This window comes from Pseudoflavonifractor sp. An85, from assembly GCF_002161235.1.
GTDB lineage: Bacteria > Bacillota > Clostridia > Oscillospirales > Oscillospiraceae > Enterenecus.
Genome location: NZ_NFHE01000002.1, coordinates 179,862 through 202,075, shown reverse-complemented (window position 1 = coordinate 202,075; position 22,214 = coordinate 179,862). Strand labels below are relative to the sequence as shown.

The 22,214-nt window shown below is 53.7% G+C and carries 16 protein-coding genes and 1 pseudogene; 5 read left to right on the top strand and 12 right to left on the bottom strand.

The window, feature by feature from the left end; translation table 11 throughout:
* Positions 1 to 198: 198 nt before the first annotated feature.
* Positions 199 to 588: a BlaI/MecI/CopY family transcriptional regulator gene (locus B5G37_RS02345; protein WP_087253359.1), complete on the top strand. Its 390-nt coding sequence runs from the start codon at positions 199 to 201 to the stop codon at positions 586 to 588.
* Positions 581 to 2,176: a M56 family metallopeptidase gene (locus tag B5G37_RS02340; protein ID WP_087253357.1), complete on the top strand. Its 1,596-nt coding sequence runs from the start codon at positions 581 to 583 to the stop codon at positions 2,174 to 2,176. The genes B5G37_RS02345 and B5G37_RS02340 overlap by 8 nt, the downstream gene beginning before the upstream one ends.
* Before the next feature lie 46 nt (positions 2,177 to 2,222).
* Here the strand turns inward: B5G37_RS02340 and B5G37_RS02335 are convergent, their stop codons facing one another.
* The 9 genes from B5G37_RS02335 to B5G37_RS02295 all read right to left on the bottom strand — a co-directional run bounded on the left by B5G37_RS02335 (position 2,223) and on the right by B5G37_RS02295 (position 14,274).
* Positions 2,223 to 3,221 carry a type II CAAX endopeptidase family protein gene (locus B5G37_RS02335; RefSeq protein ID WP_087253355.1) on the bottom strand — a complete coding sequence of 333 codons (999 nt, stop codon included), beginning with the start codon at positions 3,219 to 3,221 and terminating at the stop codon, positions 2,223 to 2,225.
* A gap of 135 nt (positions 3,222 to 3,356) precedes the next feature.
* The gene (locus B5G37_RS02330; RefSeq protein WP_087253352.1) at positions 3,357 to 5,351 is read right to left on the bottom strand and encodes an MATE family efflux transporter; all 1,995 of its coding nucleotides are present in this window, start codon (positions 5,349 to 5,351) and stop codon (positions 3,357 to 3,359) included.
* Positions 5,348 to 5,947, bottom strand: coding sequence for a TetR/AcrR family transcriptional regulator (locus B5G37_RS02325; protein ID WP_087253351.1), 600 nt, complete (start codon positions 5,945 to 5,947; stop codon positions 5,348 to 5,350). Before B5G37_RS02325 ends, B5G37_RS02330 begins: the two co-directional genes overlap by 4 nt.
* A gap of 283 nt (positions 5,948 to 6,230) precedes the next feature.
* Positions 6,231 to 7,580, bottom strand: coding sequence for an ABC transporter substrate-binding protein (locus tag B5G37_RS02320; RefSeq protein WP_087253349.1), 1,350 nt, complete (start codon positions 7,578 to 7,580; stop codon positions 6,231 to 6,233).
* Positions 7,581 to 7,766: 186 nt separating this feature from the next.
* Complete coding sequence (locus tag B5G37_RS02315; protein ID WP_087253348.1) at positions 7,767 to 9,272, bottom strand: alpha-N-arabinofuranosidase; 1,506 nt, start codon at positions 9,270 to 9,272, stop codon at positions 7,767 to 7,769.
* A gap of 21 nt (positions 9,273 to 9,293) precedes the next feature.
* Positions 9,294 to 10,133, bottom strand: coding sequence for a carbohydrate ABC transporter permease (locus tag B5G37_RS02310; RefSeq protein WP_087253346.1), 840 nt, complete (start codon positions 10,131 to 10,133; stop codon positions 9,294 to 9,296).
* 2 nt (positions 10,134 to 10,135) lie between these two features.
* Positions 10,136 to 11,035 (bottom strand): sugar ABC transporter permease, encoded by a 900-nt coding sequence (locus tag B5G37_RS02305; RefSeq protein ID WP_087253344.1) that lies wholly within the window; start codon positions 11,033 to 11,035, stop codon positions 10,136 to 10,138.
* 40 nt (positions 11,036 to 11,075) lie between these two features.
* Complete coding sequence (locus B5G37_RS02300) at positions 11,076 to 13,016, bottom strand: beta-L-arabinofuranosidase domain-containing protein (RefSeq protein WP_087253342.1); 1,941 nt, start codon at positions 13,014 to 13,016, stop codon at positions 11,076 to 11,078.
* Positions 13,017 to 13,221: 205 nt separating this feature from the next.
* Complete coding sequence (locus B5G37_RS02295) at positions 13,222 to 14,274, bottom strand: LacI family DNA-binding transcriptional regulator (RefSeq protein WP_087253341.1); 1,053 nt, start codon at positions 14,272 to 14,274, stop codon at positions 13,222 to 13,224.
* Between the two features lie 663 nt (positions 14,275 to 14,937).
* Between B5G37_RS02295 and ugpC the strand changes: the two genes are divergently transcribed.
* The 3 genes from ugpC (at position 14,938) to B5G37_RS02280 (ending at position 18,603) form a co-directional block, all read left to right on the top strand.
* Positions 14,938 to 16,074 (top strand): sn-glycerol-3-phosphate ABC transporter ATP-binding protein UgpC, encoded by a 1,137-nt coding sequence (ugpC, locus tag B5G37_RS02290; RefSeq protein ID WP_087253339.1) that lies wholly within the window; start codon positions 14,938 to 14,940, stop codon positions 16,072 to 16,074.
* Positions 16,075 to 16,141: 67 nt separating this feature from the next.
* Positions 16,142 to 18,010, top strand: coding sequence for a BMP family ABC transporter substrate-binding protein (locus B5G37_RS02285; RefSeq protein ID WP_087253338.1), 1,869 nt, complete (start codon positions 16,142 to 16,144; stop codon positions 18,008 to 18,010).
* Complete coding sequence (locus B5G37_RS02280) at positions 18,007 to 18,603, top strand: metallophosphoesterase (protein WP_087253336.1); 597 nt, start codon at positions 18,007 to 18,009, stop codon at positions 18,601 to 18,603. The genes B5G37_RS02285 and B5G37_RS02280 overlap by 4 nt, the downstream gene beginning before the upstream one ends.
* Before the next feature lie 273 nt (positions 18,604 to 18,876).
* Here B5G37_RS02280 and B5G37_RS15670 read toward each other — a convergent pair.
* The 3 genes and pseudogenes from B5G37_RS15670 to tet(W) all read right to left on the bottom strand — a co-directional run.
* Positions 18,877 to 18,954, bottom strand: a pseudogene (locus B5G37_RS15670) (sigma-70 family RNA polymerase sigma factor); the annotation flags it as partial.
* Positions 18,955 to 19,123: 169 nt separating this feature from the next.
* On the bottom strand, positions 19,124 to 19,891 hold the full coding sequence (locus B5G37_RS02270; protein ID WP_087253334.1) for a class I SAM-dependent methyltransferase: 768 nt from the start codon (positions 19,889 to 19,891) through the stop codon (positions 19,124 to 19,126).
* A gap of 50 nt (positions 19,892 to 19,941) precedes the next feature.
* Entirely contained in the window at positions 19,942 to 21,861 is a 1,920-nt protein-coding gene (gene tet(W), locus B5G37_RS02265; RefSeq protein ID WP_087253332.1) for a tetracycline resistance ribosomal protection protein Tet(W), read from the bottom strand.
* Positions 21,862 to 22,214: the final 353 nt, after the last annotated feature.

Here is a 22,214-nt window from a genome sequence, read left to right as displayed (position 1 = left end):
TGCTTGTTATAATTTGTCTGCATAAACAAATTGTACAGCAAATGAAACGAGAGGCCAACCCCCAAAAAGGTTAGCCTCTCGTTTTGCTGTTCTGGCCTATTTTGCAACAGGCCCTTTTTCTGTGTCATCTGTTGACAGATGTAAACACTTGTGGTATGATGTGTTTACAAAGATAGACACAAGAAAGGAGGGAATCACATGGATCGCAACATCAGCTTCACCCAGGCGGAGTGGTCGGTGATGGAATGCCTATGGCAGGAACATCCTCTCACCGGGCGCGAGGTGACCCAGCGCATGGAGCAGCAATGCGGCTGGAGCCGCAGCACCACCCTGACCTTGCTCAGCCGCCTGGAAGCCAAGGGGGCAGTGGAGAGCGTGGCGGAGGAAAAAGGACCCAAGGTCTTTTCTCCGCTGCTGGGCCGAGAGGATGCCGCCCTGCAAGAAACCGAGGACTTTCTCAGCCGCGTCTACCATGGAAGCCTGAGCCTGATGGTCAGCGCGTTGACCAAAAAACAGGCTCTGTCCCAACAGGAACAGGACGAGCTCTACGAGCTTTTGAAAGGATTGGAGGAGAAGCGTCATGACTGAATGGGCCATCACATCCAGTGTACTCATTGCAGTGGTTCTCATCTTACGCCTATGCCTTAAGGGGCGGATCAGCTTGCGGCTCCAGTATGGCCTGTGGGCCCTGGTACTGGTGCGGCTGCTCCTCCCCATCAGCTTCGGTCACACGCCGGTAAGCGTGCTCAACGCCGTGGAAGAAGCTCCGCTCACCCAGGTGGTGACCTTTGTGGGCGATGGTCCAGATCTAGCTGTGGCGGAGCCAGACCCCACCCTACCCTCGGAACAACAACAGGAACAATACGAGCAAAACATCCAACAGTGGCAGGAGGAAAAGGAGAAAAGCGGTATGTTGATACGCCAGAGCCATGTGCTGCTGCTGGTATGGAGCATAGGCGGGGTGGCAGTTGCCCTATGGCTGGCGGGGGTCAATCTCCGCTTTGCCCGTATCCTCCGCCGTAGTCGTCGCCCATTACCTGTGGAGAACTGCCCCCTCCCTGTGTATGTCTCCCAGGCCATCCCTACCCCCTGCCTCTTTGGGCTCATCCACCCCTGCATCTATGTCACCCCCATCACTGCCTCCGACCCCACCATGCTGCACCATACCCTGGCCCATGAGCTCACCCATTATCGTCACCGTGATCACCTGTGGTCTACCCTGCGGGGATTATGCCTGGCCCTGCACTGGTACAACCCCCTGGTGTGGCTGGCCGCTGTGGTGTCCAGCCGGGATGGCGAACTGTGCTGTGACGAGGCCACCGTGGCCAGACTGGGCGAGGATCAGCGGGCCGCCTATGGCCGTACTCTGCTGACGGTGACCTGCCAGGGCCGTGGCAACCTATTGCTTACCGCCACTAGCATGACCGGACGGGGCCGAGACATCAAGGAGCGTATTCTGCTACTGGCCAAGCGGCCCAAAACCGCTGTGGTGACCCTGGCGGCGGTAGTGCTAGTTTCTGCCGTGGTGGCAGGCTGCACCTTCACAGGCCCCACTCCCACCGACACGCCGGACCCGGCTCCCAGCGAACATACCGCCCAACCCCTGACCCAGGAAGAACTCAGCCGCTATGAGGAAATGTTCGCCCCCATTCAAACCCGTGCCGATGGAACCCATGTGTCCAATCCCCTGTGCAGCTTCTTCATGAGCTACTATGATCGGCCGGAGGACCTGGATTTGGAGCAGTTCCTGCGGTATTTCCCCGATGATGGTGTCGTAGCAGAGGGCGACATCACCCAGCAAGAAAACAACGCAGAACTCCAGGCCTTGCAAGCGCACCCCCTGTGGCCCTTTGGCTCGGCAACCTTCATTCCCCAGCCCATCCACCGCTACACCCGGGAGACCGTGGATCAGGTGCTGGAGCAATACGCTGGTATTACCACCCGGGATCTCACCGTTGTGGAGAGCGACGACCTCATCTATCTGGAGGAATACGACGCCTGGTATAACTTCACCAGTGACTTTGCCGCCGGACTCTTCCCCTGCGACTACGGAACCCGGACCGGAAACCAAGTCACCCTGTATTCCATCCCCAGTGGAATCGGCAAAAGCACCGTGTTGGTACTGGAGGAGACCGAAGACGGCTTCCACATCCTCTCCCATCAGTTGAGCGAATGAAAACAGGCACCCGCTTTCAGCGGGTGCCTGTTTTGTTTAAAGGTCATTACGACACAGGAAGCAAGTTGAGGACGATCATCACCAAGCACATGACACCAAAGGCAATGACGCCCGCGTTTGCGTAGGGAGCGCGCCACCGCTCCTCCTTGGGCAATTCCTGGGAGGTAGGCTGGAAGGTCAGCTTTCTCCGACTGGCAGCCAGCAGCACCAGCCCCACCACAGCCATGCCCATATACAGCAGCAGGTACCCCAAATACAGGGCCAACCCAGGCAGTACCTGGGCCAACAGAGCCTCATCCACCGCCTGGAAATCCAGGTAGGCCAGGGTCTCCCAATCCACCTGAGCCATCACCCAGGGTGCCAGCACCGCACCGGTGAAGTTCACCGCCATGTGCATGATCACGGGGTAGCGCAGGCGACGGGTGCGCACATAGACGTAGCCCATAAGCAAGCCCAGTCCAAAGGCGTAGAAAAACTGAAACAGGTTCATGTGGAACAGGGCGAAGGTGAGGCCGGAAAACAGGATGGCGGTCTTCTCCCCGTACTGCACACACCGGTCAATGAGCTGTTTGCGGAAGAGGTATTCCTCCAGAATGGGGGCTATTACTGCCACCGTCAACGCTTTCCAGATGGTCATCTGCTCCACCATGCCCACTAGGGCGTTTTCCGCCTGCCCTGCAGAGAAAAAGGCCGAGACCACATTGCCCACCAAATTCCCCACATACATGATGGGGAAGCACATCAAAACCAGCAGTACCACCTGACCAGCGCCCAGACGGGTCTGCTCCCCCGGCTCCATGGGCAGTCGTTTCATCACCGCCACAGCCAAGGGGATGCCCACCACATAAATGGGCAAAAAGGTTAGCAGCCAGCCCACAAAGGGAGTTTGAACCGCCTCCACCCCCAGTCGGGTCAACACCTCCAGGGCAATGGCCAGTATCAACTGCGTGACCACAATGCCCACAGCCATGACCACCAATGCCCCGCCCAATCGGCTGAAGCAGGATTTGGCCACAGCAGTTTGCACATTTCTGTTTTCTTCCATACAACTTCCACATCCTCTCTATTCCCTGTGGGTATGTACTTGCATTGTCTCATAAACTCTCCCTGTCGTCAACGTCATCTTCCCCACTAAAAGCAAGACCGGAGATGTGTTTCCACATCTCCGGTCTCATTGACATTAGGCTCCCTTTCGATACAGGTCTGCCAAGATGGTGACACACCTCTCAATGCCCAGCTTTCCGCTGTCCAGGCAGACATCATAATTGTCCGCCTGACCCCATTCGGTACCAGTATACAACTTGTAAAAGCCCTTACGCTTTTTGTCCTTGTCATGCAAACGCTGCACGGGAGATTCTTCTCGCTGCCCATACACGTTGACAATGCGTTCCGCTCGCTTCTCGTCGGAGGCGTGGATGAATGCAATCAGGCAGTCTGCCTTGTCCCGCAGGATGTAATCGGCGCACCGCCCCACAATCACACAGGATCCCTGCTGGGCCAAATCGGAGATGACCTTCTTCTGGGCCAGCCACATCTCATCGGCCACCGAGTGACCATCCCGGTCACGGCCTGCCAGAGCGCTGGCAGCCAGGGTATCGCCGGTGATGTAACCGGCATTTTCCTCCACGTACTGTGCTGCCAATCCCGTCTCTGCGGCGATTTTTTCAATCAGTTCCCCATCGTAGCAGGGGATGCCCAGCTGGGCCGCCACTTCCTTGCCGATGGTACGCCCACCGCTGCCAAATTTCCGGCAGATGGCAAGGATCCGGTTGGATGTGACCGGGGTCGGCTCCACCTGAGGCTGTTCCTTGGCCGCTTCAATCTCCTTGGAGATGGACTTTTTAAACCGGTCGTACAGCATGTAGGCAATGATGCAGGTGACCGTATCGGTGATGGCCTGCACCCACATCAAGCCGCTGACTCCAAACAGCGCATCCAGCACCAGGCACAGCACGGAGAAGATCACGCCCAGGCGCAGCACCGCCAAAAACAGTGAGGTCTTCCACTTGCCCACCGCCTGGAAGATGGAATTGAACATGTTAAACAGGCTCATGCCAATGACGCACCAGGACCAGCAGCGCATAAACACGCTGCCCACCTCAATGGTCTGGGCATGGTTGATGAACAGCCGCACGATAGGACCGGGCATCAGCTGCACCACCACCAGGAAGATGAGGGAGAACACCAACAAAATGAGGAAGGACAGACGGCACACGGCATGGACGCGCTTGTGGTCCTTGGCCCCATAGCTGTAGCCAATCAAAGGCATGACGCCCTGAGCAATGCCAATGCTGATGTGCAGGGCGATGGTGCCGCACTTGGAGGTCACGCCGTAGGCTGCGGAGAGAATATTGCCGTTTTCGTGACGCAGCAGCAGACCGTTCATCAAGGAGATGGACACGGACAGCAGCAGCACCGAAATGGCGGCGGGAAATCCTACGGACAAGGTACCCCAGGCCACCTTCTTTTCCAAGGACACATACTTGGGATGTACCGTGAGCACCGTGGCCTTGCGCATTTTGGCCAGCACCACAAAGAAGTACACCATGGAGATGGTGTTGGAGAGCATGGTGGCCACAGCGGCACCCGCCACATCCATACGGAAAACAAAGATAAAGATGGGGTCCAGAATGATATTCATCACACCGCCGATGGTCAGGCCCAAGCCCGCCTCTTTGGTGCGGCCCACAGCACGGACCAGATGGCCCAGCACCAGGCCCGCCACGGTGGGCACACCACCAATGACGAACACCCAGAACAGGTAGTCGGTGGTAAAGCCCAGGGTGAAGGCATCGGCCCCAAAGAACAGCAAAATGGGCTGCATGAAGATGCCCAGCCCCACCGACAGCACCAGAGTTACCACCAAGCTGCCCCAGAAACTAAAGGAGGATGCCTTGCGGGCGGTGGATGGGTCGTTCTGTCCCAGGCTTCTGGCAATCACACTGTTGGCGCCAATGCCAAACAGGTTGGCCACTGCCGTCAACAGGGTGTAAATGGGGAAGGTGATGGACAGAGCGGCAATCTGGTTGGGGTCGCCGATCTGTCCGATGAAAAAGGTATCGGCCAGACTGTAGAGAATGACGATGATCTGGCTAACCACCGTGGGGATGGCCAGCTTGGCCACCGCCTGTCCCACCGGCATGGTGGTAAACAGTTCGTTTTTCTTGGTGCTCACAGCCGTTCCCCCTTCCCTGTCCCTGCCTGGATGGCTGCATGCAGACCAGCCAGGAAGCAGTCCACAGCAATGGACCGGCTCTGACTCAAGTCCACCGCATCATAGTAGTAAAAGTATCCCAGATCTTCCTGAGAGATGAAACCGTGGAGAATGGCACGGAATACACGCTGCCAGTGGGCAACTTCTTCCTCTCCCAGGCCATACCCTCTTAAAATCTCCACCACAGTATCCAGCAGCGGCAAAGCCATCTCCTTGGCCCGCTCATCTTTCTCCGAGGGCATGGACATAATCAAGCGGTACAAGCCCCGATGCTGCGAGGCAAAGGTGTAATAGGCGTGGGCGAAGGCACGCACCGCTTCATCGGTTTGCTTTCCCTCCGTCGCCTCTTTCTGGTTGGCCACAAACTGGTCGATGGCGTAACGCATCACCTCATATTGCAATTCTCGGGTGTTGCGAATGTGATTGTACAAAGACGGCGTCTTGATGCCCAACCTGCGGGCCAATTCATGCAAAGATACCGCAGGTTGTCCGGAATCCTCGATACAAGCAATGGCCTCTGAGACGATGATCTCTTTGGTAACTCCTCTTGCTCCCATAGTTCTACCTCCTAACTAACATCGTTAGTTATTTTGAAACTAACAGTATTAGTTTGTCAATAAATTTTGCAAGATTCGAATCCAATTCTCCATCTCACACAAGTTTCCATCCAAACCGGTGGAAATTCACAAGAAAAATACCCATGCTGGAGCGATGCACGGGGGGGGCCTCATCTTCCCCAGAAAAGCGGAGTGCGGCGGCACTGCCAAAGCAGCGCCGCCGCACTCCAGGTGAACAAGAATAGAAGAAGAAGTTTTTAGAAGGAAGTCTCTTGCTAGGGATTTATTGGCCCAGCTCGTTCTTCAGATCGGCCTGAGCCTGATCCAGAGCGGTCTGGACGTCCACACCGTTCTCAAAGATATCGTTGAGGGTGACGGTGGTGAACATGTTGTTGATGGAGGGATAAGAGGAGGAAGCGTGAGAATCCAGGCCCACAATGCCATCCTGGATGGACATCAGCACGTCGAAGGGGTTGGTGACGAAGTACTTGACGAACTGGTTGTCGGGATCCTTGGTGATGCTCTCGTCATCCCAAATGGTGGTCACGCAGGGATCGAAGCCCAGCATGTTCCAGATCTCAGCAGCGCCTTCCTCGGAGAGCTTGGCGTAAGCGATGAACTCAGCAGCCAGCTCGGAGTTGTCCTTGCCAGCCACCACAGAGGTGCCGGTACCGCCGCCGCCCACGGACTTCTCAGCAGCGCTCTCTTCCATTACAGGAGCGGGAGCAATGGCGATCTTACCAGCCAGGTCGGGCATGTAGCTGGTGTAACGGGACATCTGCCACATGGGCATGATGGCGCAGGCGAAGTCGCCGTTGTTAAAGGCACCGTAGGCCTCTTCCTTGTCGGGGTTGCCGCCAGGAACAGTGCCGATAACGTTGTTGTCGTACAGATCCTTCAGCAGGTTCATGGCTTCCACCATCTCGGGGCTGTTGACGGTGACCACGTCGTCTGCATCGGTGTACTCGCCGCCCAGCTCAGCCAGGAGCAGGTTCTCGGTCCACAGAGCGGAAGTATCGGCAGTGCCCAGATACTTGCCGGTGGCCTCATGGTACTTGATGCCGGCTTCCTTGAAGTCGTCCCAAGTGACGATAGTGGTGTAATCAATGCCAGCGGCCTCCAGCAGCTCCACGTTGTAGAAAGCTACGGTAGCGCCCACGTGGGTGGGCAGGCCGTACAGAGCGCCGTCCTTGGAGTAGATGTCCAGACGAGACTGGACCACCTGGCCCTCAGAGGTGTAAGGCTCGGCCACCTCGGTCAGATCCATCAGAGCGGGAGTGCCCTGCATGAAGTTGGCGAACTTGCCCTGCTCGATGTCCACAAAATCGGGGGTGCCTTCGCCAGCAGTCAGAGCGATCTGCAGCTTGTTGTGCATGTCGTCGTAAGGCATCACGTTGACGTTGATGGAAATCTGCTTGTCGGGGTTGGCCTCGTTCCACTTCTTGGCCATCTCCTCATAGAAGGTGCCGTGGATCTCGGTGAAGGTCCAGAACTCCAGCTGAGTGGTGCCATCGGTGCCGGCGTTGGTCTTGTCAGCGTCGGAGTCGTTGTTGCCGCCGCTGGAGCAACCAGCCAGAGTGCTCAAGCCCATGGTAGCGGCCAGAGCCAGTGCAAGCCATCTTTTCTTACTCATAGTCTTTATACCTCCTGTTTTATTAAACGTTTTACTTGTGGGATAAATATGGTATATCATAAATTTTCCACGTTGTAAATCGTTTTTCTAAAAGTTATGTGCATTTTGTATCATTGCACGAAATCCGCCCACCCAAAACTGTGCAATTCCTCTAATTTCTAGTAAAAAATGGGCCTAAAGGGAGCCTTATTGGCACTTCAGACGGATCACATTCCAGGATGCCTTGGGCAGCTTCACAGTCAGAGTGCCGCCGTCCACCGGGGACACAGGCACTTGTACAGGGGCCACCACCTGCCCAGCGGCGCTGTTCTCTGCCTTCAAATCCTCGTGGGTCATCAGCAGGTGCTCCACCACCTGGCAGCCGTTGAAGCTGCGCACATCGGCGGTCAGAGCCACGTCTTCCTCAATGTTGCGGTTGACGGCAAAGATGGTCACCTCGCCCCGTTCCTCGTTGTACACCGCCACGCTCTCCAGATCGGTGATGTCGCCGTGCTCCAAAGTGGCATGACGGGGGCTATCCACCAGGGGCTGCAGCACGGTGCCACGGCCATAGGTAGAGGCATGGAGGAAGGGATAGTAGATGGTCTGCTTCCAGGCAGTGCCGTCGGGCTCAGTGATGATGGGGGCAATGACGTTGACCAACTGGGCCAGGCAGGCGATCTTCACACGGTCAGCATGGCGAAGCAGAGTGATAAGCATCAGGCCCACCAGCAGAGCATCCTCCATGTTGTAGTGGTCCTCCAGCAGAGGAGGTGCCACCTGCCAGGGGTGATTCTGGGTAATGTCAGTCTCCTGATCCTTGGAGTGGAACCAGACATTCCACTCGTCGAAGCTCAGATTGATGGTCTTCTTGCTGCGCTTCTTTGCTTTGACAAAGTCACACGTGGAGATCACAGTGCGAATAAACGCATCCATCTCGTCGGACTTAGCCAGATAGTCACAGCTGTCGTTGTTCAGGTTGCCGTAATACTGGTGCATAGACACATAGTCTACGTAGTCGTAGTTGTGCTCCAGGGTGGTAGCCTCCCACTGGGGGAAGGTGGGCATATCCATAAAGGAGCTGCCGCAGGAGACCAGTTCGATGGTAGGGTCAATGAGCTTCATGGCCTTGGCTGTCTCGTGGGAGATGCGGCCATACTCCTCCATGGTCTTCTTGCCCAGCTGCCACTCGCCGTCCATCTCGTTGCCCAGGCACCACAGCTTGATGTTATAGGGGTCCTTCACACCATGGCTGATACGCAGGTCGCTGTACTTGGTGCCGCTGGGATGGTTGCAGTACTCCAGCAGATTGCAGGCGTCGGCAATGCCACGGGTGCCCAGGTTCACGGCCATCATGGTCTCGGCCCCCACCTTCTGGGTCCACTTGTGGAACTCATCCAAGCCAAAGGTGTTGGGCTCCAGGCTACGCCAAGCCAGCTCCAGACGGGGCACACGGTTGGGGCCCACGCTGTCCTCCCAGAAGAAGTTGGAGACAAAGTTGCCGCCGGGATAGCGAATGATGGGCACATTCAGATCCTTGACCAGGTCAATGACGTCCTTGCGGAATCCGTTTTCGTCGGCAGCCGGGTGGCCGGGCTGATAGATACCGGTATAGACGGCACGGCCCAGATGCTCAATGAACGAGCCGTAAATGCGCTTATCCACCGGTGCAATCTGGAAAGCGCGGTCCAAAATCATTTTTGCGTTTCTCATAGGGTGACACTCCTTTGCATATTAACCCTTGACGGCGCCGGCGGTCATGCCGTCCACAAAGTATTTCTGGAAGCAGAGGTACAGCACAAGAATGGGAACGATGGAGAAGAAGGAACCTACGATCAGCAGGTCATAGTTGTTGCCATAGGGGGTAACCAGGGTATTCAATCCGATGGGCAGGGTGTACTTGCTGCTGCTGCGCAGGACCAGCAAGGGCCACAGGAAGTTGTTCCAGCTGTTCATGCCGTTCAAAATGGCCATGGCCGCGAAGGAGGGCTTCATGATGGGCATGATGAGCTTGAAGAAGATGCCATACTCGGTGGCGCCATCAATGCGGCCTGCCTCGATGATCTCCCGGGGAATACCGGTGAGGTACTGGCGGAAGAAGAAGATGGTGGAGGCGTGGGCCAGGAAGGGCAGGATGACGGCGGTGTAGGTGTTGGACAGGCTCATGTCGTTGATCTGCACGTACAGAGGGAGCATGAGCATCTCAAAGGGCACGGACATGATCAGCAGCACGCAGATGAACAGCGGGGTCTTAAACTTGAAGTCGTAGGCTGCAAAGCCATAGGAGACAAAGGAGCTGATGAGCAGGGTCAGAACCACCTGTACCACGGTGAGCACCATGCTGTTGAAGAACCAGCGGAAGTAATTTCCGGAGTTGGTGAAGAGCATGATGAAGTTGTCCAGGCTGGCCTGGGAGAAGTCAATGCTCAGGTTCAGGCCGTTGCGGATGAGCATACTGCCATCCTGGAAGCTGCCAATGAAAATGGCCCAAATGGGGATGAGGATGACAATGGAGAGGAGCACAAACAGTACCGTGAGGAAAATACGTGCGGGCAGAGATTTACTTCTTCTCATGTTCAACGACCTCCTTCCTTTTTAAAGGTGCCCGTAGCTACCAGTTGGATGATGTTGATCACCAGAACCAGTACCAGGAGTACCACGCCTACGGCAGAGGCATAACCCATGTCGTTTTTCTCAATGCCCTGGCGGTACAGATAACCTACAATGGTCAGACCGATGTTGTTGGGGGAGTTGTTGCCCTGATACAGCATGTAACTCTCGTTGAACATGGCCAGACCGCCGTAAATGCTGATGGTAAGCACGTACACGATGGTGGGCTTGAGCTGGGGCACCGTGATGTAGCGGAACTTTTGCAAGGTGTTGGCGCCATCCACGGTGGCAGCTTCATAGTAGTCCGCGGGAATGCTCTGCAAGCCGGCGATAAAGTACATGGTGTTGACGCCCATCCAACGCCAGCAGGCCAGAGCCAGCAGTGCGATGTAGCCCGTGGTGGACTCCTTCAACCATTTGATGGGCTCCAAACCGAATAGTCCGATCACCTGGTTCATGAGGGCGGTATCCATCTCACCAAAGATCAGACGGAAGATGGTACCGGCCACCACCACGGAGGTCAGGGCGGGAACGAACATGGCGGACTTGAAAATGGCAGCAACTTTGCTGTTGGCCAGCTTGGAGTTGATGAGACAGGCCAGGAGCATGGGGATGGGAATGAGCAAAATCAAGGTGCCCACCATGTACTTGAAGCTGTTGGCCACGGCGATCTTGAAGATACGGTCGCCAAACAGACGGGTGTAGTTGTCCAAAGCCACAAATTCCGTCTGGCCGGGCAAAATGTCCTGGGTACTCATAATCACCGACTTGATGATGGGCACCATCCAGAACACCAAAAAGGTGAGAATGAAAGGTAGGACAAATACATACGGCGCTAGTTTTCTGGAATAGAGCAGTTTTTTCATGGGTTTCCCTCCTGTATCAATTTATTTCACATCTGCGGGCTCAATCTTCCTTGATCCACACAGTCATTTCACCAGGAGTGCGATTACCCCAATAGCAGTAGGGCACAGCGGTGAGTTGCACCTGAGTCTTCACCGGAGCCTGAGCACTGTAAAGGGCTTCCCCCCACTGCTCTTGGCTCAGACGCTGACCGGACAGGGTGAGCACTTGACTTCCTTTGCACACATCTTCGCGGAAGTCCACCGAAACGGGCTGTTGGGCATCCACAAAGAGAGCAGACAAGTTCTCTCCGTTGTCCTGCTCCTCCAGGCAGTAGACCAGAGGTCCCTTGACCAGGGCTACCTTACCGGCATCGGCCCGAACCTGAGGATTGGCGTGGATGAACTGGGCGGGAGCGTCAAAGGTGATGGTGAAGGTCTTCTGCTCAAACTGTCCGGTCACCTTAAAGTAGCCACGCTCCACCGTGCCGGTGATTTGGCTGCCGTCACACATAACCTTAAAGTTCTTGGCATAGTTGGGAATGCGGAAGGCCAGGGTCATTTCAGTAGCCTTGGGAGCGGAGACCGTAAAGGTCATGGTGTTCTCCCAGGGGAAGTTGCCGCTCATGGCCACGTGTACGGGGATGTCCCCCACCGTGGTGTCCATCTCGTTGGATACGTACAGGTTGGTGTACAGAGTGGTCTCATCCTGGAAGTATACGTACTGCCCCAGGGAAGCCAGGGTACGGGTGATGTTGGGCGGGCAGCAGGCCACGCCAAACCAGGTCTGCCGCACCGGCTTGACATGTTCCCGATAGGTGCGGGGAATGCAGGCGCTGGGCCACACTTCCAGAGGATTGACATAGAAGAAGCTCTTTCCGTCCATGGCGATGCCGGACAGCAGGGTGTTGTACAACGCCCGCTCCACCACATCCATGTAAGAGGCATCCTTCTTCAACTCCGCCATGCGCTTACCGAACATGGCCAAACCAATGGAGGCGCAGGTTTCGGAATAGTTGCAGTCATTGGGCAGGTCGTAGTCGGTGGTAAACCGCTCCAAGAGCCCAGAAGAGCCGACACTGCCGGTGATGTACATGCGCTTGTTGACGGTGTCATCCCACAGGGTGTCGCACACTTGCAGGAGTTCTTGGTCGTCGTACTCACAGGCCAGGTCTGCCATGGCGCTGTACATATACATGGCGCGCACAGCATGGCCTTCTGCCGTGGTCTGCTCCCGCACCGGCATGTGGGACTGGGAGTACTTGGGGTCGTAACCGGCAAACTCGGGGAAAATACGCTTGTACTTCTCGCCGCGCTCCTCCTGGAGGAAGTAGTTCTCCCCGACGCCACGCACGTCGATGAAGTACTTGGCAGTCTCCAGATACCGCTTCTCCCCGGTGACCCGGTAGAGCTTGACCAGGGCCAGCTCAATCTCTTGGTGTCCAGGATAGCCGTGCTTCTGATCTTCCCCAGGACCAAAGGTCTTGCAGATCAGATCTGCGAAGCGGCACATGATGTCCAGGAACTTGCGCTTCCCGGTGGCCTCATAGTAAGCCACCGCCGCCTCGATCATATGTCCGGCGGTGTACAGCTCGTGGCCCTCCATCAGGTTGGTCCAGCGCAGGTTGGGCTCCTTAATGGTGAAGTAGGTGTTGAGATATCCGTCGGGCTGCTGGGCCTTTCCGATGAGATCAATGGTCTCGTCCGCCAGCTTTTCCAGCTTCTCATCCCGCTGGGCAGTCAGAGCAAATCCAACCGCCTCCAACCACTTGGCCACGTCGGTATCCTGGAACACCGCTCCCATAAACTCGCCGGTCTCTTCCCCCGCGGCGATACGGAAGTTATGAATACAGTGGCTGGTCTCAATCCCCTCAATGCGGTCATTGAGAATATCCCACTGATAAGGAATGATCACATCCTTGACCAAGCCCAGGTACTTGTTCCAGAACTTGTCGTCAATATGAATTTGGTTGAGAGGAATACTGGCGTTTGCGTGATGTTTCATGTTGCGTCCCTCTTTCTTAATTAAACGTTTAACAAACTTGGCAAAAAGAAAGGTGCAGTATCTGCACATCCACCACATTTGTCATATTTGGTTATGTCTTTTATAACACATCTTCCAAGGGCTGTCAACGAATCTTTGGGTTGCAATTAGAATATTGACAAAAGCACACAAAACAGTCTGCCTGTTTTTGTGTGCTTTGCCATAATCACTTCAATCTTGCCACAGACGACCGGCAAATTAGTCTGCATCTCTCTAAATACAAATTATGTGGGTTGGGCGCCATGATATGAGACTTACTAGGTTGTTCCAAAATATTGATTACCGTCTGGCAGGCAGTATAGCCAATTTCAAACAGTGGCAGCGCCATGGTGGTCAGCGGCGGGAAATAATACTCCGTCATGATCTGGTTATCAAATCCCACCACGGACACATCTTGCCCTGGGTGCAGCCCCTGCTCGGACAACCGGTCATACACGCCGCCGGCAATGATATCGTTCATGCAGAAGATGGCGGTCACTCCCCGTTGCAGCAGGGTATCGGTATGGATATAACCACTCTCCCGTCCCCAGTCGCCGATGACCACCAGGTCAGGGTTGTAGTGGATTTTGGCATCTGCCAGGGCACGCTGATACCCCAACAGACGGTCAGAGGTGGGCGGAGTGTTGTCCTTACCGGTGATGACGCCAATGGCTCGGTGTCCTCGCTCAATGAGGTGGGTCACCGCGCTGTATGCTCCGGCGGTGTCGTCGGCGCTCACCGAGGGAAACTTGGGGTTCATGCTCTGTCCGTAAGCCACGCAGGCGGGCACCTTCAAGTCATCGGGAAAACACTGCAGGCTGCGCTCGTGGGCCGTAATGTAAATGATCCCTTCCACCCGCTTGGACAACAGTTCCCGAATCTCGTTGTTGACGATGTCTCCGAAGTCCGGTCGGTTGTAGTAGGTGTCGCTGTATTTTTTATACATACGCATATTGGTCAGCAGCACCTGATACCCATTTTTTTCACAGCATTCTGAAATTCCGTCGATGATCTCCGGCGTACAGAACACCGTGATATCCTCCGCGATGATACCGATGGTGGAGGACTTGTTCATCTTCAGGTTTTTGGCTATGGAGTTGGGGGTATAGTCCATCTCCTGGATGACCTTCAATACACGCTTTCTGGTCTCCTCCCCCACGTTGGGCTTTCCATTGAGGATGTTGGAAACCGTGGCTATCGACACATTGCAGGCCTGTGCAATCTCCTTGATTGTAACCATGTATCTCACCGCTCTTCAGGCGAATGACAATCTGGTGTAGTCCTTCCTCCGTTCCAGTTTGCCAGACGCATTTGTACTCATTTTAGCAAAACGTTTGTCCACATTATACGGGAAAGACTGTAAAAAAGCAAGTAGACTCCGCCTATTTTCACAAACGCCATTAAATAGGAAAATTTTGTCTCTACACCTTCAAGTTTCATAAGTCAAAATCGCCACTAAAAAAATTTACCATTTGCACAATTTTGTTCTCATTCAAATTATCTCCATTCTTTTTTATTTTATTAATTTTAAACCTTTAACTTCTTTTTGTATAGACTTTATCCATGACTCATCTCAATTTATTGCACCAAACTCACTTTGACATTTTTGACAGTTTTTTATTGGTTTACAGGGTTTCACCTCTTCCCATGGTGCACTATGTACAAAATCCCCGTTGACGACCTGAACACGTTATTCTATACTGAAGGAGCCAAAGGCAAAATCCAACCTGTCGCAGCTACTCCCCAGAGCTTTCGCTCATAGCCTCGACAGGGTAACAAGAGGAGGAAACATTCCGCTGACCGGCGGTGCAGCAATGTGGAGACTTGTTGCAATGCAGCCACAGTTCCGCTCTGTGGCTGGCGAGGATGCGTCGCGGAGGCGTCTCATCTACGGTCCATGTGTATGGCATCTTTAACCCTTACCAACGTCAAAAAAGTCTATGACAACCAGGTAACTGCCGTCCACGATTTCAACCTGGAAATTGCGGACAAGGAGTTCATCGTTCTGGTTGGCCCTTCTGGATGCGGTAAATCTACCACCCTGCGTATGATTGCAGGTCTGGAGGACATCTCCAGTGGCGAGCTGAAAATCGGCGACCGCGTGGTCAACAACGTGGAGCCCAAAGACCGTGACATCGCCATGGTGTTCCAGAGCTACGCTCTGTACCCCCACATGACGGTGTATGAAAACATGGCCTTTGCTTTGAAGCTGCGTAAGGTCCCCAAGGAAGAGATTGATCGTCGCGTGAAGGAAGCCGCCGAGATCCTGGACATCACCCAGTATCTCCAGCGCAAGCCCAAGGCTCTGTCCGGCGGTCAGCGCCAGCGTGTGGCCATTGGCCGCGCCATCGTCCGTGAGCCTCAGGTGTTCTTGATGGATGAGCCTTTGTCCAACCTGGATGCCAAGCTGCGTAACCAGATGCGTGCAGAGATCATCAAGCTGCGCCAGCGCATTGACACCACCTTCATTTACGTCACCCATGATCAGACCGAAGCCATGACCCTGGGCGATCGGATCGTCATCATGAAAGACGGCTACATTCAGCAGGTGGGCACCCCTCAAGAGGTATTCGACCACCCCATCAACACCTTCGTGGCCGGCTTTATCGGCACTCCTCAAATGAACTTCTTCAACGCCAAGTTGGAAAAGAGCGGCGATACCTACCATGCCATCTGCGGCGGCGCTTCCATCCAGCTGCCCCAGCAAGTGCAGGAAAAGCTCAAGGCCAACGGTGCAGTTTCTCAGGATATCGTGTTGGGCATTCGTCCCGAGCACATCGTCTTTGTCTCCGATGACCAGAAGGCAAATACCCTCACCGGCACCGTTGACGTGTCCGAGATGATGGGCAGCGAAATCTACATTCACGTGGAAGGCAATATGGGCGGAGCCAACACCAGCAACATCGTCATGCGCGTTCCCACCAGCGACCTTCCCACCGAGTTCCACGGTGGTGTCCCCCACGGGACCAAGCTGCGCTTTGAGTTCCCCGGCCACTTGGTGCATCTGTTTGACAGTGAGACCGAGCGCAATCTCATCTAAATCCTACATAAGGGTCAGGCGCACTGCCTGACCCTTATTCTTGTATGGCTCTTGGAAAGGAGAACCCATGATACAAGCCGAATATCAAAAAGCATTGCGGGAAGGCCTAAAGGAGAAACGGGAAGCGCAGGAACATGGACTGTCGGGTGAGTTGGCTGTTTTGCCTCCGGAGGCACAAAAATCCTCCAATGGACGGGAGTCCTTGGGGATTGTGGAAATTCCCCTGGAGCTGATTCAAGGCACCTGCACTGAACTGCGGGCAGAAACCTTTTCCTTTAACTTTTCTCCCATTATGCCAGTGGGCAGCGAATTTGCCAACAAGTGGATCAACCTGTGTGCCAGCCACCTGGAAAACGGAATCCGTGATCCCATCAAGGCCGTGGAATACCTCAACCGCTACTATGTCATCGAAGGTCACAAGCGTGTGAGCGTACTCAAACATTTTGAAGCCGTTTCCGTCCCTGGTACGGTGACCCGTCTGCTTCCCCCCCGCTCGGACAATCCGGAAGTGGTGGCTTACTACGAGTTTTTGCAGTTTTATCGGGCCACCGGCCTACTCTGTGTGGTGTTTCGGCAGCCCGGCCTGTACGCCCGGCTGATGCGGGCCATTGGCTTGAAGGAATTTGAAGAGTGGAGTTCGGATGAGAGCTATAAGTTCCGTGCCTTCTACTACATGTTCTATGAGGCCTTCCTCCATCAATACCCCAGAAAGGACAAGCTGTCCGAGGCGTTTCTCATCTACATTGAGATTTTCGGATACAAAGCCTCCGCCCACAAGCTTCCATCTGAAATTGAAAATGATTTGACCAAAATCAACCAGGAGATTCTCAGTTGTCTGGAGAGCACCCAGCGCACCCTTTTGCTGGACGACAACGTGAAAGCTCCGCTGATCTCCATCATGCGTCCCACCAAGCTCAAAGTGGCCTTTGTCCACGACGACAACGCCGCCCAATCCCATTGGACCTACAACCACGAATATGGACGCTACCGCTTGGCCAACACCATGCGGGATCAAATCGAGACCGTCAGTTATGAGGATGCTGCCACCGAAGAACAGGCCTTGGCTGCCATGGAGGATGCCATCCACACAGCGGGGGCCAGCATCATTTTCACCACCAGCATCACTTCCCTGCTCCCCAGCGTCAAAGAGGCGGTGCTTCACCCCGATGTGAAAATCTTAAACTGTTCTCTCAACACCAATTACCCCTCGGTGCGCACCTATTACCCGCGGCTCTATGGGGCCAAATTCATCAAGGGTGTGGTGGCGGGCTCTTTGACCTACGATGGCCGCATCGGTTATGTGGCCGATCACCCCACCTATGACAGCATCGCCAATCTAAACGCCTTTGTCCAGGGGGTTAAACTGGTCAATCCCCATGCCCAGGTCTATCTGGAATGGTCCCAACTGCAACGGGGGAATGGCGTGCAGCGTCTCTATGATCTGGGTATTCGCCTCATTGACTATCGGGATCAGTTGGGCGAATACGCCGGTATCACCCAAAACAAGGTGCGCAATATGGCCCTCATCCAGTGCAACTGGGGACGTCTCTACCAGAGCCTCATTCGCCGGGTGATGGACGGCACTTGGAAATCGGAAGAGCGGCAGAACAGCGCCATCAACTACTGGTGGGGTATGTCCCAGGGCGTGGTAAACGTGCTGTGCTCCCACCGGGTTCCCTCCGGCACACGTCGCCTGGTGAGCCTGCTGTTGGATGATCTGCGCAATGGCCGTCTGGACCCCTTTTATGGCACCATGCACGACCAAAGTGGAAAGGCCATGCACAGCGATGACATACCTATGACGGCCCAGGACATCATCACCATGAACTGGCTATCCTCCCATGTCATCGGTGAAGTACCCAAGCTGGAGGAGTTCACTCCCAAAGCCCAGGAGCTCATTCGGCTGCAAGGGCTGGAAAGGAGGGATGCCACATGAAAATATTGGTAGTTGCCGACCAGGAATGTCTGGCCCTTTGGGACTTCTACCGCCCCGGAAAGTTGGATGGTCTGGACCTGATCCTCTCCTGCGGCGATCTGCACCCCCATTATTTGTCCTTCCTGGCCACCTTTGCCCCCTGCCCTGTGCTGTATGTACATGGAAACCACGATGATCTCTACGAAAAGACCGAGCCGGAGGGGTGCATCTGTGTGGATGGACGGCTGTACGAGCATCAAGGGATACGCATCGTGGGTCTGGGGGGCTCCATGCGGTATAAACCTGGAATCAATCAGTATACCCAGAAACAGATGATGTGGCGGGCCCGCAAACTGGCCCCGAAAATCTGGTTCAAGCACGGGTTTGACATCCTGCTCACCCATGCCCCAGGCTTCGGCATGGTGGAGTCCGAGGATCTGGCCCACACCGGATTCAAAGCCTTCAACCAGATGTTGGATCGCTACCAACCCTCCCTGTTTCTCCACGGGCACACCCATTTGAATTACTCCCGCAATATCTGCCGGGAAAGTGCATATGGAAACACCCGGGTAGTCAATGGATTTGAGCGATATGTTGTGGAGCTGAATCCGTAAATACAACCCAATCAAAAATGCCTTGCGGACCACAATGGTCCGCAAGGCATTTCCCTTATACGTCTTTTATCTTACTCCCACTCGGCAAATTCAGATATAGTAGGGTGTATTTGAGGTGATTTCGCAGGAAAAACTTTCGCAAATATGTTAATATTCCACCTGCTATTTTCGGCTGTAAAGTTTATTAGTATCAAAATAGTATCACAAAAGGCTGGGAAATACAACAGAATTATGTGGAGCTCTACATAATTCCGGCACGGACGGACGCTGTCAGGCACAGCGGATAACAGCCTTGCAAGAGGCGTTGTACCTGCGCTGGATATATTCTTGATAGGCTTTCTGGTCTGTCATGGAAATTCCCCCTCTCTGAATAATAGTGCGGGGCGGCAGCACTCCTTGCTGTCGCTCCTTGACTGCCTAACTGCGAAACCGGGCGGGGCTGTCAACGGTGGGCGAAGCCCGTTCATCTTGACCGCCCGCTGGCTCGGCTGGCTTTGCTATTTACCCGACAAACTTGAATTTATTGTAAGGTATCACGTTTTACCTTCTTAAGCCTTACTATCATTACCATAGGAATTTCTTTGTTGGTTTTGAAACATTCTTCATAAAATCCATCAATGACAAATCCAGCTCTAAAACAAAGGTTAAAAATATCTTGTATGGAACGATGATAATAAATCTGCTCTTTCGGTTGCCCTTCAATCGCTATATCATAGTAACTGTGCGGTGTCATATATTTTTCAGTCAACGTGACAAAACAAGGGTGTTGCGTTGCAAAGACAAAAATTCCGCTTTCCTGCAACAGTTCATAAACAGCCATAAGAAGTGGTTCAATATCCGTAATATCCATAATTGCCATATTAGAAACTGCTTTCGTAAAGGCTCGATTTCTTTTTAATTCTAATATACTTTTTCTATCGGTCGCATCCGCCACACAAAATTCAATTTGTTTTGCATATTGTGATTGCCGTCTTTTAGCCAATTCTATCATTTTTTTGCTGTAATCAAAAGCGACAACCGAAGCGCCTCTTTGTGCAAGATACGAAGAATAATTTCCATTGCCACACGCAATATCCAAAATGTAATCCGCAGGATTAGGAGATAGAAGTTCCGTTACTTTGGGACGCACTACCTCTCTGTGAAATTCATTAGATTCGTCACCCATTGCATTATCCCAAAATTGTGCGTTCTCCTCCCAGATTTTTTTACTTTCCTCTGTTCCCATGTTCTCTCCCACTCCCCAAATTTGCTTTTTTGCTTCCATTAAATCTTCCTTACTATATTCCATTGTTACCCTCCATAACTTCTGATTGTTGCCGTCTTGACGATTATGTATCTTTACATTACCTTCTGAAACATATGGCGCACCTTGTCCAGGCGGCTGTTTGGACGGCGGGGCTGGATGACCGGCTGACCGACAGCGGCCTGATATCCTTTCAGCTCTGTAAGGCATACGCTCCGCCCGTTGGTGTAAAAGGCCAGATCAGTACGGTATGCCTGTATACAGCGGGCGGGAATCTCGCCAGTAAAGACAACTTCATCCTTTTTTACCTGGGCCGTTTCGATGGTGGCACAGTATTTCGGTGCATCATGATAAGCCCTGGAAAGGTATTCCTGGGGCGCATAGAGGATGAAGGAGAGATAAGGTTCCAGCAGCTGCGTCCCCGATTCCTTCAATGCCTGTTCCAATACAATCGGGGCCAATGAGCGGAAGTCCGCCGGCGTGCTGACCGGACTGTAATAAAGCCCGTATTCAAAGCAAATCTTACAGTCCGTTACGTTCCAGCCGAACAAGCCCTGCTCCAGCCCGTAACGGATACCATCCCTGACAGCGTTTTGAAAACTCTGGTTCAAGTATCCCAGCGAAACCCGGCTCTCGTATTGTACACCGGAGCCAAGCGAGAGTGGTGTAACAGACAGTCCTATGGATGCCCAAAACGGGTTGGGCGGCACCTCGATATGGATGGTGTGGCTGGCTGCTTTGAGCGGCCGCTCCATATAAATGACGGAGGGTTCCTTTACCACTGTTTCAAGCTTGTATTTTTCCGACAGCAAAGCGGAAACAACCTCCAACTGCACCCGGCCCAAAAAAGAAAGAATGATCTCATGGGTGATGGAATCCACTTCGCAACGCAAAAGCGGGTCAGTATCCGCAAGTTGCGTAAGAGCGTCCAGCAGCCGTTCTCTTTGCGCTGCCGTTTTCGGCGCAATCGTCGTCCGCAGCATGGGGAGGGGGTCCTCGCGCCACCTTTTACGAGGGAGCCGGGTTTGGTCCCCTAATACATCGTTTAACCTCACGCTGTCGCTGGGAAGGATAACAATTTCACCCTGATAAGCGGTGTCTGTCCGAACAATTTCCCCTTTGGATGGAATACGCATCTCTGTGATTTTCAGCTTTTCTCTCCCGGCCAGGGCCACCGTATCCCGCAGGCGCAGCGTTCCGCTGTATAACCGTAGATAGACACGCCGCTGGCCGCAATCGGTGTACTCAACCTTGAAAACGCTGCCGCATAGGGCGGCGCCCCCCTGTTCCCCAATCGGTTGGAACAGCCCTGTCACCGCATCCATCAACGGTTGAATGCCAAGGCCCTTTTTGGCGCTGCCATGATAGACCGGAAACAGGGAGGCTTCTTGAACCCGCCGCTGTTCCTCCCGCGCAAGTTTTTCCTGGCTGATTGGTTCTCCTGCGATATACTTTTCCAATAATGCATCGTTATTTTCGATGACCGCATCCCATGCTTCTATGTCGGTATTTTCCTCCAGGACTATTTCCGGGGACAGCGACACCGTCTGCTTGATGATAATATCGGCGGAGAGCTTATCCCGAACAGACTGAACCACGCTCTGCAAATCAACGCCAGCCTGGTCGATCTTGTTGATAAAGATAACGGTGGGAATGTTCATTTTCCGCAGGGCATGGAACAGAATACGGGTCTGGGCCTGCACGCCATCTTTCGCGGAGATCACCAAGATGGCCCCATCTAAAACAGCCAAAGAGCGGTACACCTCCGCCAAAAAATCCATGTGGCCGGGCGTATCCACAATGTTAACTTTACATCTGTGCCACTGGAAGGAAGTGACTGCCGCTTGAATGGTAATCCCACGCTGCCGCTCCAAAAACAAGGTGTCCGTCCTCGTTGTCCCTTTTTCGACGCTCCCTGGTTCTGAAATGGCTCCACTGGCATATAGCAGACTCTCCGTCAAGGTCGTCTTTCCAGCGTCTACATGGGCAAGAATCCCGATATTGATAATGTTCATGTCTATCCTCCATACAAGGCCCGAATGGGCGCAAAAATCCCCAGCGGCTAATACTTTTACCGCTGGGGATCATGACTTCGGACACACAGAAACATACACGACTTACATAAGCCGCGGTCCGTCACGATATTTACTAAAAAGGCAAAAGTATTCTTAAAATTGGGTACAAAAACCAAGCCCCTGCAAGGGGCAATCATTTTTGCGCCCATTATCAAATTTTATTTAAGAATACCTTGCCGCATATTTGATAGACTCCTCAAATCAGGATAATAGCAGTATATCATAGTACGCTCTAAAAAACAAGAAATCATTTTACCGATTCCACAAATAAAATCGGAGGGTATTCACTGGAA